This is a genomic window from Streptomyces sp. NPDC048197 (assembly GCF_043202395.1).
GTDB classification, from domain to species: domain Bacteria; phylum Actinomycetota; class Actinomycetes; order Streptomycetales; family Streptomycetaceae; genus Streptomyces; species Streptomyces siderophoricus.
In genome coordinates this window covers 66,225-79,064 of record NZ_JBIDAJ010000035.1, presented here as the reverse complement: position 1 = coordinate 79,064, position 12,840 = coordinate 66,225, and the positions used below count along the sequence as shown (strand labels likewise).

Genomic DNA, 12,840 nt, shown 5'->3' with positions numbered 1-12,840 from the left:
GTCAGCAGTCCACACAACCGGCCCCGGAGGCCCGTCACCGCACCCACCACAAACCCAGCCCGCCGCAGGCGCAACGGCGAGCGAGCCCCGCGGCGGGACGGCTAACTACGTGCGGGGCGCCGCAAAGCGCAACGGCGACCAAGCCCCGCGCCGCCGCAGACAACTACGTGCGGCGCGCCGCAAAGCGCAACGGCGAGACGCCCCGCGGCGGGAAAGACGGGTACGTGGGAGGCGCCGCAAAGCGCACCGGCGAGCAACCACCGCGGCGGGACAGACAACTACGTGCGGGGCGCCGCAAAGCGGAACGCGAGCGCGTCGTCGATGAAAGCGTCCAGTACCTTGTCCGCCACCACCACCGGAATCCGCTTGCCCTTCAGGTCCACGTACACGAAGGACTTGGCGGTCTTCACCTGATCCGGAATGCGCTCCCGCAGTTCCTTGGCCCGGGCCTCGTCGCCCGCCTTCTTCGCCTCGATCAGTGCCAGCGCGCTGCGTCCCGCGATGCCCCAGGCGTGCGTCGCGTCCAGCCAGGGGCCGCTGTCGTCGACGAAGCCCCGGTCGGCCAGCCGGGCGCGCAGCACCGAGGGCGCGTCCCGGAGGGTACGCAGCACCGCGTCCAGCCGTCCGGCGTTCCCGTCCTTGTGGAACTGGCCGATGGCGGCGGCCAGTTCGGGCGCCTGCTGCGGATTGAGCGAGGAGGCGTAGCTCGCGTCGGCGAAGGCACGCAGCGCCCGGCGGGTCCCCGCGTCGCGGCCGGCCAGCTCGTCGAGCGCGGCGCCCCAGGAGGTACGGGCGTCATAGGCATTGTCGTTCCACGCGTAGTCCGCCACCGTGTACAGCGCGATCTTGGACGCCGCGGGCTGGATCATCGGGTTCGCGGTGATCCCCGCCAGTTCGCCGGGCAGTCCCCGCTCCCGGCCGTTGAACGGGCCGAGCAGCAGCCGGCTGGTCACGTAGTCGTTGACCGGGTAGTTGTCCCAGGTCAGGATCGGGTGGCCGAAGACCTCCCGGGCCTGTTCGGCCTGAGCGACGGTCATGGTGGGCGCTATCACCCCGACGCCCGTCCACTCCACCACCACGTTCTTGTCCAGCTGGGTGGCGAGCGCCTTCTTGTACGGCGTGGGCTTCACGTCGTAGTACTCGGTCGGCACCATCTCCAGCGGGCGGGCACCCGGATGCCCCGCGATGAAGTCCTGGTTGACGCGGTTGAGCAGATGGGCCTGCGCGGCGCCGGCCGCGCCGCCACCGGTGCCGAACCTGTCCTGGTCGGCCGCGCAGTTCCAGTGGGTGTAGCTGATGTCGTCCAGCGGCACGGCGAAGTCGCGCACGCCGATGTCCCACAGCGTCCGGAACTTGGCGGTCAGCGCCTTGAGGTCGGCGTCCGAGCTGTAGCAGACCGAGAGGCCGGGGGAGAGGGCGTAGGTGAAGTCCACATGGCGGGCCCGGGCCCGGTCCACCAGCTCCTTGAGCTGCCCGAGGCGGTCCGCGGGGTAAGGATCGCGCCACTTCTCCCGTAGGTAGGCGTCGTCCTTGGGTGAGTAGACGTAGGTGTTCATCTTGTGCGCGCCGTAGAAGTCGAGCTGGTCGAGCCGGGCGCGGTGGGACCAGGGCGTGCCGTAGAAGCCCTCGATGACGCCGCGCAGCGGGGTGGCCGGCCAGTCCCGTACGGCGGTGCCCGGCACCTGACCGCCAGGGTGGTCGCGGTGCGGCAGCAACTGCCGGAGTGACTGCGCGGCGTAGTAGCTGCCGGTGGCGTCCTTGCCCGCCAGCGCGATCCGGCCGGCGCCGACGGCCAGTGCGTAGCCCTCGGCGGGCAGCCCGTCGGTGCCCTGTGCGCCCAGGTCGCGGAGCGTTCGCGTGGCGTCCGGCCCGTCCACGTAGACCGTCAACTGCCCGCCGGCGGGCGCCCGGCCGGCCCGTACGACGTGGTCGGCGCCGGCGGCCGTGAGGGACCGCTCGACCAGCTCCAGTGCCGCGGGATCGGCCTTCGGGCCGGCGACGACGGTGGCGGTCGGGGTGATGACCGCCCGGCCGGGCAGGCGGTGTGCGGACTGCGGGACGGGGGTGATGGCGCCGGCGGCCGCGGGCCGGTCGCCGGCGCTCTCCCGGTCCGCGTGCCGGCCGGGGCCCGGCGGTCCGGCCATGCCCGTCAGGGGCAGGACGGCCAGCGCCATGACCAGCGTGGTGGCCGCCGCGGTGCGCGTACGGTGCATCCTTCGGTCCTCCTCGGTGCGACGAGGTGCAGGGACGAGGTACAGGGACGAGGTAGGGCAAAACAGGTACGGGACGAGTCTGGTCCAGGACTGCGCGGCAGCAGGCTTCACCCGCGGGGCACACCGGGGCAATGGACTTTCGGACCGAAGGGATGGACGTTGCCGGGCGTGGCCGTGGCGGCGGCCGTGGTCGGGGAGTGGGCGGGGTCGGGGAGCCGCCGGACGCGGCGGCCGGCGGTCAGCGTGACTTGGCGATGATCACCAGCAGGCTCATGAAGGCCAGTAGGACGTGCGTGGCGACGACGTAGATGAACACCCGCACATACAGCCCGCGGGGTGGCTTGTTCTCGACGTAGCGGGAAGGGGTGGGAGCGGCGGAGGGGCCGGCGGGAAGATCGGCCGGGGTCCGGTCGGGCACGGCGTACGGTCCTTTCGTTCGGGCGGCGCGCGGGTTCACACGCCGCGGTACCTCGCGTCGTCGCCCAGACACAGCTCGGCGGCGCCGCTCTGCAGCAGCGTGTGGACGAACAGGAGCTCCGTGCCGCCCCGGGAGTCGGCGGCGATCCGGTGCGGGGTGAGCGAGTCGAAGTGCGCCGCGTCCCCCGGGGCCAGCACGTGCGCCGCCGCACCGAGCGTCAGCCGGAGCTGTCCCTTGAGGACGTAGAGCCACTCCTCGCCGGGGTGCACCCGGACCAGCTCGCCCTGCGCACGTTGTGGCACGTGCACCCGGAGCGCCTGCATGGCGCGGCCGGCGCCGCCCACGGTCCAGTACGTCCAGCCGCCGGCCTCCGAGGGCTCGGCACGGTCCGCCCGGACGATCGGGTCCCGCTCCGGGGCGGTCTCGCCGAGCAGGTCGGATACCGTGGTTCCGTACGTCCGCGCGAGCGCCAGCAGCATCGGCAGCGAGGGCTGCCGCCGGCCGGTCTCCAGGCGGGACAGGTGCGCGGGCGACAGCCCGACCAGCCGGGCCGCCGTCTCCAGCGTGAGGCCACTGCGTCGCCGCAGGTCACGCAGGCGCGGCGCGACGGTGGGGAGCTCGGCCGGCGGAACGCCGGGAGGCTCGTCGGGGAGCTCGGACATATCACCGGTATAGCGATATGCGGCCTGGCGGGCAAAAGTTTTGCCTCAGAGGCAAAAGCGCTCCGGACGAGGGGCCCTGTCCGGAATCCCCCGTCCGGCGTTCCGTGTCCCGCTCCCATCAGGCCCGGCCCCGGTCAGGACCAGCCCCCGTCAGGACCGGCCCTCCGTCAGGCCCGGCCCGCGTCCTCCGGGTACCACCGCAGTTCGACGGTGTTGCCGTCCGGGTCCTGTACGTAGATCGACTGGGCATCGCCGCGCGCGCCGTAGCGGCCGACCGGGCCCTCCAGGACGGTGAAGACGCCGGAGTCGATGACCTCCTGCCAGTCCAGCGGGTCCACGACGAGGCAGATGTGGTCCACGTTGGTGGCCGGTGCCGCGCCCGCCTCGTCCTCGGGGTGGGTGATCAGGTCGATGATCGTGACGGGGTTGATCCGCACCGACGGGAACGGGGCCTCGCCGGCCCGCCACTCCTCGACCCGACCCGGCTCCAGTCCGAGCGGACCGCAGTAGAAGTCCAGCGCCCGCTCGATGTCCCGCACCTTGAGCACCAGGTGGTCGAAGTCCTTGACCCGCATGGAAAACCCTCCCTCTTGTTGCCGCGCCGGTGCTGACGGACCGTCCGTGGCACCGCCGGTCCGCTCACATCCTCGGTGATCGTCCGCGCGCTCATCATGCCTGGTGGGGGCCGGAGGGGACATCGTGATTTTTCCGGCTTCCGGTTGGGGTGACCGTGTGAACTCCGGGGAAACATCCGCCCTTTGGGATTGACAGGGCCATGTCTACGCGCGTCATTCTGGGAAGCATGAGAATCCCCCCACGGATTACCAGGATCGGCGCCGCGGGCGCCCTCGCATCGGCTCTTCTCCTCGGCGGGACCGCGGTCGCCGCCACCCCCTCCGGCCCGGCCGCCTCGCACGCCGCGACGGCGTACGCAACGGCCGTGCACGTCAAGGACGTCGGCAGCGTCTGCTATTCCAAGCTGCCCTCGCAGGCCCATGACACCCTCGATCTGATCGCCAAGGGCGGCCCCTTCCCGTACCCGAAGGACGGGACGGTCTTCGACAACCGCGAGGGCATCCTGCCGAAGCAGAGCACCGGCTACTACCACGAGTACACGGTCATCACCCCGGGCTCGCCCGACCGCGGTGCCCGGCGCATCGTGGCCGGCGAGAAGAAGGACGAGGACTACTACACCGCCGACCACTACTCCACGTTCGACCTGGTCGACCGCAACTGCTGAGACCGGCTCAGCCGGCGCACGGGGTCGCCCGAACGACCCTGACACCATCCGCCGCGGCGGGCCGGGGGGGGGGGGGGCCCCCCCCCCCCCCGGGGCGGGCGCCCCCCCAGAACACCCGGCTATAGCCATTATTTGGGCAAGGGGGGCGGGGCTCGCCGCCCCCCCCCCCCCCCCTAGCACGGGGGGCCGGGGGCCCCGGGCCCCCCCCCCCCCCCGCCCCCCCCCCCCGGCGGGGGGGGGGGGGCCCCCCCCCCCCCCCCCCCCGCCGCTTTGCCGTGCGCCCCCTCTGACCTCGCTCTTCTCGCATTTCTTGGCAGAAGGGGCGCGCGGGGCGCACCCCCCGAGAGAGGATTGTCGGTGGTTCCCGGTAGCGTTTCGGTGGAAACGAGGAGCGGGCGGGCATCGGCGGACAAGGGACCATGTGGGGTCAGCTGCTGCGGCACGCCCGGGAAAGTGCCGTATCCGCCATGGCCGGGCGGTCCGGCATGGTGCGTCGCAGACAAGGAAGGACGGCGAACTGCCGTGTATCGCTGGGAGATCACCCGGGCCGCACTGGCGCAGCGCGTATTCGCCATCGTTCGCAGCAAGACCTACGACGAGGCGAGCGCCACCGCCGACACCTTGCTGTCGGCCGGCATCACGACCCTGGAGATATCCCTGACCACCCCCTTCGCCCTCGAGGCGGTCACGACCCTGACGCGCGAGCTGGGGGAGGACGCGGTCATCGGCGCGGGCACGGTCCTTGACGCGATGTCGGCCCGAATGGCGGTCGACGCCGGCGCCCGCTTCCTGGTCTCGCCCAGCCTGGACCCCGAGGTCATCCGCACCGCCCACCGCTACGGCGTCCCGGTCTTCCCCGGCGTCTCGACGCCCGCCGAAATCGTCCGCGCCCTGGAGCTCGGCGCGGACGCCCTCAAGCTCTTCCCCGCCTCGGCGTACGACCCGTCCTGGCTCACGGAGGTCCGCGCGGCGCTGCCCCAGGCGCCGCTGCTGCCGACCGGCGGGGTGACGGTGGACAGCGCGCCCGAGTGGATCGCCGCCGGCGCGGTCGCCGTCGGCATGGGCGCTGCCCTCTCCGAAGGCGACCGCGACACCGTCGCCAAGCGCGCCGCCGAGCTCCTCGCCCGTCTCGCCGAAGCCACCCCGGGCGGGGCGGCGGGCGACGAGGAGAGTGTGTTGTACGGCGGCTGACGGGCCGACGGGCTGATGGGCTGACGGGTCGCCGGAGTGCAGGCCTGACGGCCTGACAGGCTGACGGTCGCCGGGTCGACGGCTGATGGTGGTCGGCTCGCATGCCCCCGGACGGCCGGTCCGCCGGCCGTTCCGGTCTCCGGGCAGGGGCTTCCCGCCGATCATCGGCTCTGTCAGGCTGAGCGCGCGATCACCCGACGAGGCGTCAGCCCCGCGCCCCGCAGCCCAAGGAGCTTCAGGAGACCCGATGAAGCGTGCCGTCACCCTCTCCGCCCTCGCCTGTCTGCTCGCCGTCACCGCCGCCGCCCCGGCGGCGTCCGGCGCCCCCGCCCCGGCACCACAGCCCGCCCCCGAACGCGGGCGGCAGGCGTCGGCGCTCGACACCGTTCCGCGGCGCGGGGTGCTGCGGGTGTGCACCACCGGTGACTACCGCCCCTTCAGCTACCGCGACCCCGGCACCGGCAGCTACCGCGGGGTGGACATCGACATGGCCCGGGACCTCGCCCGGAGCCTGGACGCCGAGCCCCGTTACGTCCCGTCCACCTGGGCCGGTCTGGTCGGCGACCTGGCGGCCGGGCGCTGCGACATCGCCATGGGCGGCGTCTCGATCACCCTGGCACGGGCACGTTCGGTCGCCTTCAGCGAGCCCACCCGCACGGACGGCAAGACCCCGATCGTGCGCTGCGCGGACAAGGACAAGTACGGCACCCTGGACCAGATCGACCGCCCCGGCACGACCGTCATCGTCAACCCGGGCGGCACCAACGAGGAGTTCGCCCGTGCCCACATCAAGCACGCGGCCCTGAAGGTCCATCCGGACAACACCACGATCTTCAACGAGATCATCGCGGGCCGCGCCGACGTGATGATGACCGACGCCAGCGAGACCCGCTATCAGGCGAAGCTCCATCCCGAACTCTGCTCGGTCCACCCGGACAAGCCCTTCACCTTCTCCGAGAAGGCCTATGCGCTGCCCCGGGGTGACCACGACTTCACGGCCTATGTGAACCAGTGGGTGCATCTGGCCACCCACGACGGCACCTACCGGAAGTACGAGAACGCCTGGATGGGGGAGTGATGACGGACACCGAGCGGGCGGGCGTCGGGCTCGATCCCGCCGCGGCCTTCGATCCCGCCGCGGCCTTCGACCTTGCCGCCGCCCAAAAGGGCCTGGACGAGCAGCCGTTCAGCAGGCTGCTGCGGGCGCGGCTCACCGCGTTCGGGGACGGCGGGGCGACGCTGGAGCTGGACATCCGTGAGGAACTGCTACAGCAGTACGGGTTCGTGCACGGCGGGGTGCTGTCGTACGCCGCCGACAACACCCTGACCTTCGCCGCGGCCACCGCCCTGGGCCCGGCCATCGTCACCGGCGGCTTCTCGATCCAGTACCTGCGGCCCGCGCGCGGCCGTACGCTCCGCGCCCGCGCCGAGGTCGTCCACGCCGGCCGCCGGCAGGCCGTGTGCCGGTGCGATCTGACGGTCCTCGCCGCGGACGGCACCGAGCGCCTGTGTGCGGTGGCGCAGGGCACGGCGCTGTCCCTCAACAGCCCGGCGGACAACGGTCCGGCCGGCGGTGGCTGACGAAAAGCGGGTGCGAAACGGGCATCCGGCGGGAAGGCTGGTCCGCATGATCTTTCCCTTCGACGGCGTCCTCAGGACGTTCCCGATCCCCGCAGGCAGGCCGGCGTGACCGACTGGATCACCACTCCCGTGGAGCCGCACCTCCTGCGCGGTGCCCTGGAGGTGGAGCGCACCGCGCACGGCGTGCTGCCGCACCGGCTCCCCGCGTGGGCCCGTCAGCAGTGGCCCGACGACTACCTGTCCATGGTCGAGTCCCAGCCCTCCGGCGTACGGCTGGTCTTCCGCACCCGCGCCACCGCCGTCGAACTGGACACGCTCCCCACGAAGACGGTCTACGAGGGCGCGCCGCCCCAGCCGGACGGCGTGTACGACCTGGTCGTGGACGGCCGGTTCACCGCCCGGGCCGGTGTCGCGGCCGGCAACGTCCGCACCATCGACCTGGCCACCCAGGCGATCGTCACCCGTCCCGGCCCGCCCGGCACCCTCCGGTTCGGCGGTCTGGCCGCCGGCATGAAGGACATCGAAATCTGGCTGCCGCAGACGGAGACCACCGAGCTGATCGCGCTGCGCACCGACGCACCGGTCGAGGCCGCCCCGGACCGCGGCCGCCGGGTCTGGCTGCACCACGGCAGCTCGATCAGCCACGGCTCCTCCGCCGAGGGGCCCACCGAGACCTGGCCGGCGCTGGCCGCCGCCCGCGGCGGGGTGGAGCTGATCAACCTCGGCTTCGGCGGCAACGCGCTGCTGGACCCGTTCACCGCCCGCGCCATGCGGGACACCCCGGCGGACCTGATCAGCGTCAAGATCGGCATCAATCTGGTCGGCCACGACCTGATGCGGCTGCGCGCCTTCGGGCCGGCGGTCCACGGCTTCCTCGACACGATCCGCGAGGGGCACCCGACCGCGCCGTTGCTGGTCGTGTCGGCCGTCCTGTGCCCGGTCCACGAGGACACCCCCGGGCCCGGCGCGCCGGACTTCAGCTCCGGGACGCTGCGCTTCACCGCCCTCGGCGACCCCAAGGACCCCGGGCGCCTCACGCTGAACCGCATCCGGGACGAGCTGGCCCGGATCACCGCCGCGCGGGCGGCCGACGACCCGAACCTGCACTACCTCGACGGCCGGGTGCTCTACGGCGAGGCGGACCACGCCGAACTGCCGCTGCCCGACGCGCTCCACCCGGACCCGGCCGGCCATCGCCGTATCGGCGAGCGGTTCGCCGAGCGGGTCTTCGGGGCCGGCGGTCCGTTCGCCGTCAGGGACGACTGACCGTGTGCCCGAGGACGTTGACGATCCGTCCGTCCGGGTCGCGGACGAAGAAGCGGCGTACGCCCCACTCCTCGTCCGCGAGGGGCCGGACGATCGTGGCGCCCGCGGCCTGCAGGTCGGCGTGCACCGCGTCCACGTCGTCGACCTCGATGCTGAGGTCGGGGGTGACCGGAGCGGTCCGGTCCGCGGTCAGGAAGGTGAGCTGGGCGGTGGGGTTGGCCGGTGAGGCCAGGGTCATGACCCAGCCCTGGTTCATGACCTCCTCCAGGCCGAGCAGCCCGTAGAAGTCGCGGTTCTCCTTCAGGGCGGTCGACCGGAGGTCGGGGACGACCCGGCGTACGGACATGGGAACTCCTCACAGCTGACGTGTGGACGTGCGGACAGGTGCGGTCGGGTGTGGTCGGTCAGGGGGTCGTGGTCGGTGACTCGTGGTGCCGGACGGCGTCGAGGACGTCGCGCAGCACGGTGCGGTGGTCGTCCGGGCGGCGGACCAGCGCGAGTCGGGCGGGCGTCAGGCCGGCGACGGGGCGGGCGACGACGCCGGGGCGCCGGTAGATCGCGGCGTTCCCGGCCGCCAGCAGGACCACCCCGAGGCCCTCGGCCACCGCCTCGAAGGTCTCGTCCGCGTTGGCGACCACCCCGCCGATGCGCACCGGCCGGCCGCCCCGTTCGTCCACCGCGAGCCAGTGGTCCCGCAGGACCCCCGCGGATTCCGGTAGGGCCAGGAACGGTTCGTCGAGCAGCGCGGCGAACGGGACCTCGGCGGTCGCCGCGAGCCGGTGGCCGGCCGGCAGTGCCACCCACCGCGGTTCGGTGGCCACGACGTGCACGGCGAACGCCTCCTGCCCGGGGAACGGCAGCCACAGCAGCGCCAGGTCCGTCTCGCCGTCCGCCAGCCCGGCGGTGGCGTCCGCCCAGTCGATCTGCCGTACCTGGAGGCGCCAGTTGGGGCGGCGCTCGGCGAGCAGTGCGCGGATCGCGGGGAGCAGCCCGCGGCCGGTGCTCGTCGAGATGCCCAGGGTCAGCACGGCGGCCTCCGCGGCGGCCGCGTCGCTGACCGCGCGCTGCGCCTCGTCCCAGAGCTGGACCAGCTCCCGCGCCCGGGGCAGCAGGGCGGCCCCGGACGCGGTCAGCGTCACCGTGCGCCGGTCGCGGTCGAACAGCCTGACCCGCAGTCCGTCCTCCAGCTGCCGGATCTGCTTGCTCAGCCCGGGCTGGGAGATGAACAGCCGCTCGGCGGCCCGGGTGAAGTTCAACTCCTCGGCCGTGGCGACGAAGTAGCGCAGGTCCCGCAGATGAGCGTCCATAGCCATGGGTTATCAGAAGCGGCCTTGGACGCGCAGGAAGTCGGGGACGGAAGATGGCTCCATGGACGCCGACCCTCCCACCGGACCCGTCGCCCTCGTCACCGGCGCCACCCGCGGCATCGGCCGCGAGGTGTGCCGGCAGCTGGCGGCGCGCGGCTACACAGTGCTGCTGACCGGCCGCTCACCGGACGCCGTGCGGCGGGCGGCCGCGGAGCTGCGCGGCGCTCCCGGTGCGGGCCCGGACGTCCGGCCGTTGCCCATGGACGTCACCGACGACGCCGGTGTGGCGGCGGCCGCGGCCGAGGTCGCCGAGCGCTTCGGCCGGCTGGACGTGCTGGTCAACAATGCCGCCATCGGCTACGACACCGGGCAGCGGGCCGTCACCGCCGATCTCGCGCGGGTGCGCGAGGTGGCCGAGACCAACCTCTACGGGCCGTGGCGCACCGCTATCGCGTTCGCCCCGCTGCTGCGCGCCTCGGACCGTCCGCGGCTGGTCAACGTCTCCAGCGAGGCCGGCTCGCTGACCAACATGGGCGGCGGCACCCCGGCGTACACCGCGTCCAAGGCGGCGCTCAACGCGCTGACCCGGATGCTGGCCGCCGAGCTGCGGGCCGACGGCGTGCTGGTCAACGCGGTCTGCCCGGGCTGGGTGGCCACCGACATGGGCGGGCCGGGCGGCCGGCCGGTGGCCGAGGGCGCGGCCGGTGTCGTGCATGCGGCGACCCTGCCGGACGACGGCCCGACGGGCGGTTTCTTCCGGGACGGCCGTCCGCTGCCCTGGTAGCCCGCCGCGGCCCTACGTCGGCCCGTCATGTCCGGACAATGTGACCTCCGGACTTCCCGTCAACTGTGCGGGCGGATACGCTCGCGAACGTGGGGAAACGCGATACGGAACAAGCCCTGGGCGCCGAGAGCCCCGTTCAGTTCAGCGTGGACCGGAGCAGTCCGGTCCCGCTGTATTTCCAGCTGTCGCAGCAGCTGGAGGCGGCGATCGAGACCGGCAAACTGGCGCCCGGCAGTCTGCTCGGCAACGAGATCGAGCTGGCCGGCCGGCTCGGACTGTCCCGGCCCACGGTCCGCCAGGCCATCCAGTCGCTGGTCGACAAGGGGCTGCTGGTGCGCCGCCGTGGCATCGGCACCCAGGTCGTGCACAGCCAGGTCAAGCGCCCGCTGGAGCTGAGCAGCCTCTACGACGACCTGGAGGCGGCCGGGCAGAAACCGGCCACCCGGGTGCTGCTCAACACCACCACCGAGGCCGATGCCGAGGTCGCCGCCGCGCTGGGCCTCGCCGAGGGCGCGGAGGTCGCACTGGTCGAGCGGCTCCGCCTGACCCACGGCGAACCGGTCGCCCACCTGCGCAACCACCTCCCCGCCGGCCTGCTCAAGCTGGACACCGCCGAACTGGAGCAGACCGGGCTGTACCGCCTGATGCGGTCGGCCGGGATCACCCTGCACAGCGCCCGCCAGTCCGTCGGCGCCCGGGCCGCCACCGCGGAGGAGGGGCAGCGGCTCGACGAGCCCGAGGGTGCCCCGTTGCTCACCATGCAGCGGACGACCTTCGACGACACCGGGCGGGCCGTGGAGTTCGGCTCGCACGTCTACCGGGCGTCGCGCTACGCCTTCGAGTTCCAGCTGCTCGTACGGCCGTGAGCGGGGCGGGCGGTCCGCAGGGCCCCCGCCGGAGCCGCCCGCGGTCCACGTTCGCCCGTCCATGTGCTTTCGTCAGAATGTTCTGACAAAGCATTGACGTGGCTCCGCGCGGGCCGTTACAACTCCTCCAGCCGCATTCCGGCGGCCGTGGAGAAAAGGCGGTTCCACGATGATCAGCGTGCGTACGACCGGCGTCCGGCGGCTCACCCTCCGCAGCGCCGCCGCTTTACTGACCACCGTCGCACTGGTCGCCGGGTGCAGCGCCACCGGCGGCCAGGACGCCAAGGACGAGGGAGCCGGCGGCACCCGCATGACCATCGGGATGGTCAGCCACGCCGGCGACGGCGACACCTTCTGGGACATCGTCCAGAACGGCGCCCAGCAGGCCGCCGCCAAGGACCACGTGAAGTTCCTCTACGCCCACGACAAGGAGGGCGGCCAGCAGGCCGAGCTGATCCAGTCCTACATCGACCAGAAGGTCGACGGGCTGATCGTCACCCTCGCCAAGCCGCAGGCCGTCAAGGCGGCCGTCCGCAAGGCCGAGGCCGCCGGCATCCCGGTGATCACCATCAACTCGGGCGGTGAGTTCTCCCGGGCGTACGGGGCGCTCACCCACATCGGGCAGGACGAGTCGGTGGCCGGCCGCGCGGTCGGCGAGGAGCTGAACCACCGGGGCGCGAAGAAGGTCCTCTGCGTCCTCCACGAGCAGGGCAACGTGTCCCTGGAGGACCGCTGCGCCGGCGTCCGCAAGGGCTTTCACGGCACCGTCGAGAACCTCAACGTCGACGGCACCAACGCCCCGGCCGCCCAGTCCTCGATCGAGGCCAAGCTGCAGTCCGACACCTCGCTCGACGCGATCGTCACGCTCGGTGCGCCGATCGCCGCGCTCTCCGTCAAGGCCAAGCGCGACGCCGGCAGCCGCGCGCAGATCGCGACCTTCGACCTGAACGGCGCCGTGGTCAAGCTGCTCAAGGCCAAGGACGTCACCTTCGCCGTCGACCAGCAGCCCTATCTCCAGGGCTACGAGGCGGTCGACCTGCTCTGGCTGCACAAGACCAACGCGGACGTCCTCGGCGGCGGGAAGCCGGTGCTCACCGGGCCCGCGCTGGTGACGCAGAAGGACGTACCCCAGCTGACCGAGTACACCGGGCGAGGCACCAGGTGAGAGCAGAGGGAGGACGGGACGACCCCATGAACCGGGACAGATCACCGGTAACGGATACTTGGCCGGTTGGCCCCGGCCGGCCGGCACCGGAGTGCGGCACCGCACCCGCCCGGACCGGGCGGCCCACACAGCGAATACGACCGACGC

General features: G+C 72.8%; 13 protein-coding genes and 1 pseudogene. 8 read left to right on the top strand and 6 right to left on the bottom strand.

The window, feature by feature from the left end; genetic code table 11:
- Nucleotides 1-305: 305 nt before the first annotated feature.
- The 4 genes and pseudogenes from ACGF4C_RS32300 to ACGF4C_RS32285 form a co-directional block, all read right to left on the bottom strand.
- A pseudogene (locus ACGF4C_RS32300) lies at nt 306-2,213 on the bottom strand (beta-N-acetylglucosaminidase domain-containing protein); the annotation flags it as partial.
- Nucleotides 2,214-2,451: 238 nt separating this feature from the next.
- Nucleotides 2,452-2,631 carry a DUF6126 family protein gene (locus tag ACGF4C_RS32295; protein WP_393571101.1) on the bottom strand — a complete coding sequence of 60 codons (180 nt, stop codon included), beginning with the start codon at nt 2,629-2,631 and terminating at the stop codon, nt 2,452-2,454.
- Between the two features lie 35 nt (nt 2,632-2,666).
- On the bottom strand, nt 2,667-3,293 hold the full coding sequence (locus tag ACGF4C_RS32290) for a helix-turn-helix domain-containing protein (RefSeq protein ID WP_393571099.1): 627 nt from the start codon (nt 3,291-3,293) through the stop codon (nt 2,667-2,669).
- 167 nt (nt 3,294-3,460) lie between these two features.
- On the bottom strand, nt 3,461-3,868 hold the full coding sequence (locus tag ACGF4C_RS32285) for a VOC family protein (RefSeq protein WP_393571097.1): 408 nt from the start codon (nt 3,866-3,868) through the stop codon (nt 3,461-3,463).
- 227 nt (nt 3,869-4,095) lie between these two features.
- Between ACGF4C_RS32285 and ACGF4C_RS32280 the strand changes: the two genes are divergently transcribed.
- The 5 genes from ACGF4C_RS32280 to ACGF4C_RS32260 all read left to right on the top strand — a co-directional run bounded on the left by ACGF4C_RS32280 (nt 4,096) and on the right by ACGF4C_RS32260 (nt 8,571).
- Nucleotides 4,096-4,533 (top strand): ribonuclease domain-containing protein, encoded by a 438-nt coding sequence (locus tag ACGF4C_RS32280; protein WP_393571095.1) that lies wholly within the window; start codon nt 4,096-4,098, stop codon nt 4,531-4,533.
- 522 nt (nt 4,534-5,055) lie between these two features.
- Nucleotides 5,056-5,724 carry a bifunctional 4-hydroxy-2-oxoglutarate aldolase/2-dehydro-3-deoxy-phosphogluconate aldolase gene (locus tag ACGF4C_RS32275; RefSeq protein ID WP_393571093.1) on the top strand — a complete coding sequence of 223 codons (669 nt, stop codon included), beginning with the start codon at nt 5,056-5,058 and terminating at the stop codon, nt 5,722-5,724.
- A 247-nt stretch (nt 5,725-5,971) separates the two neighbouring features.
- Nucleotides 5,972-6,802 carry a transporter substrate-binding domain-containing protein gene (locus ACGF4C_RS32270; RefSeq protein WP_393571091.1) on the top strand — a complete coding sequence of 277 codons (831 nt, stop codon included), beginning with the start codon at nt 5,972-5,974 and terminating at the stop codon, nt 6,800-6,802.
- Complete coding sequence (locus tag ACGF4C_RS32265) at nt 6,802-7,305, top strand: PaaI family thioesterase (protein WP_393571089.1); 504 nt, start codon at nt 6,802-6,804, stop codon at nt 7,303-7,305. The genes ACGF4C_RS32270 and ACGF4C_RS32265 overlap by 1 nt, the downstream gene beginning before the upstream one ends.
- Nucleotides 7,306-7,410: 105 nt before the next feature.
- Complete coding sequence (locus tag ACGF4C_RS32260; protein ID WP_030415129.1) at nt 7,411-8,571, top strand: GDSL-type esterase/lipase family protein; 1,161 nt, start codon at nt 7,411-7,413, stop codon at nt 8,569-8,571.
- Here the strand turns inward: ACGF4C_RS32260 and ACGF4C_RS32255 are convergent.
- The gene (locus tag ACGF4C_RS32255) at nt 8,558-8,917 is read right to left on the bottom strand and encodes a VOC family protein (protein ID WP_393571088.1); all 360 of its coding nucleotides are present in this window, start codon (nt 8,915-8,917) and stop codon (nt 8,558-8,560) included. The genes ACGF4C_RS32260 and ACGF4C_RS32255 overlap by 14 nt on opposite strands.
- A gap of 58 nt (nt 8,918-8,975) precedes the next feature.
- Nucleotides 8,976-9,878, bottom strand: coding sequence for a LysR family transcriptional regulator (locus ACGF4C_RS32250; protein ID WP_393571086.1), 903 nt, complete (start codon nt 9,876-9,878; stop codon nt 8,976-8,978).
- Nucleotides 9,879-9,939: 61 nt separating this feature from the next.
- On the opposite strand from ACGF4C_RS32250, the gene ACGF4C_RS32245 reads away from it, so the two are divergent.
- The 3 genes from ACGF4C_RS32245 (at nt 9,940) to ACGF4C_RS32235 (ending at nt 12,693) form a co-directional block, all read left to right on the top strand.
- Nucleotides 9,940-10,662, top strand: coding sequence for an SDR family oxidoreductase (locus ACGF4C_RS32245; RefSeq protein WP_393571084.1), 723 nt, complete (start codon nt 9,940-9,942; stop codon nt 10,660-10,662).
- A gap of 146 nt (nt 10,663-10,808) precedes the next feature.
- A complete protein-coding gene (locus tag ACGF4C_RS32240; protein WP_393571107.1) occupies nt 10,809-11,528 on the top strand; it encodes a GntR family transcriptional regulator in 720 nt (239 codons plus the stop codon).
- Nucleotides 11,529-11,697: 169 nt separating this feature from the next.
- Nucleotides 11,698-12,693 (top strand): sugar ABC transporter substrate-binding protein, encoded by a 996-nt coding sequence (locus ACGF4C_RS32235; RefSeq protein ID WP_393571082.1) that lies wholly within the window; start codon nt 11,698-11,700, stop codon nt 12,691-12,693.
- Nucleotides 12,694-12,840: the final 147 nt, after the last annotated feature.

What these genes read in the sequence shown, in the direction of transcription:
- ACGF4C_RS32290 (WP_393571099.1), bottom strand. Translation starts at nt 3,293, where the DNA reads ATGTCCGAGCTCCCCGACGAGCCTCCCGGCGTTCCGCCGGCCGAGCTC.
- ACGF4C_RS32265 (WP_393571089.1), top strand. Translation starts at nt 6,802, where the DNA reads ATGACGGACACCGAGCGGGCGGGCGTCGGGCTCGATCCCGCCGCGGCC.
- ACGF4C_RS32255 (WP_393571088.1), bottom strand. Translation starts at nt 8,917, where the DNA reads ATGTCCGTACGCCGGGTCGTCCCCGACCTCCGGTCGACCGCCCTGAAG.
- ACGF4C_RS32280 (WP_393571095.1), top strand. Translation starts at nt 4,096, where the DNA reads ATGAGAATCCCCCCACGGATTACCAGGATCGGCGCCGCGGGCGCCCTC.
- ACGF4C_RS32250 (WP_393571086.1), bottom strand. Translation starts at nt 9,878, where the DNA reads ATGGACGCTCATCTGCGGGACCTGCGCTACTTCGTCGCCACGGCCGAG.
- ACGF4C_RS32270 (WP_393571091.1), top strand. Translation starts at nt 5,972, where the DNA reads ATGAAGCGTGCCGTCACCCTCTCCGCCCTCGCCTGTCTGCTCGCCGTC.
- ACGF4C_RS32235 (WP_393571082.1), top strand. Translation starts at nt 11,698, where the DNA reads ATGATCAGCGTGCGTACGACCGGCGTCCGGCGGCTCACCCTCCGCAGC.
- ACGF4C_RS32245 (WP_393571084.1), top strand. Translation starts at nt 9,940, where the DNA reads ATGGACGCCGACCCTCCCACCGGACCCGTCGCCCTCGTCACCGGCGCC.
- ACGF4C_RS32285 (WP_393571097.1), bottom strand. Translation starts at nt 3,868, where the DNA reads ATGCGGGTCAAGGACTTCGACCACCTGGTGCTCAAGGTGCGGGACATC.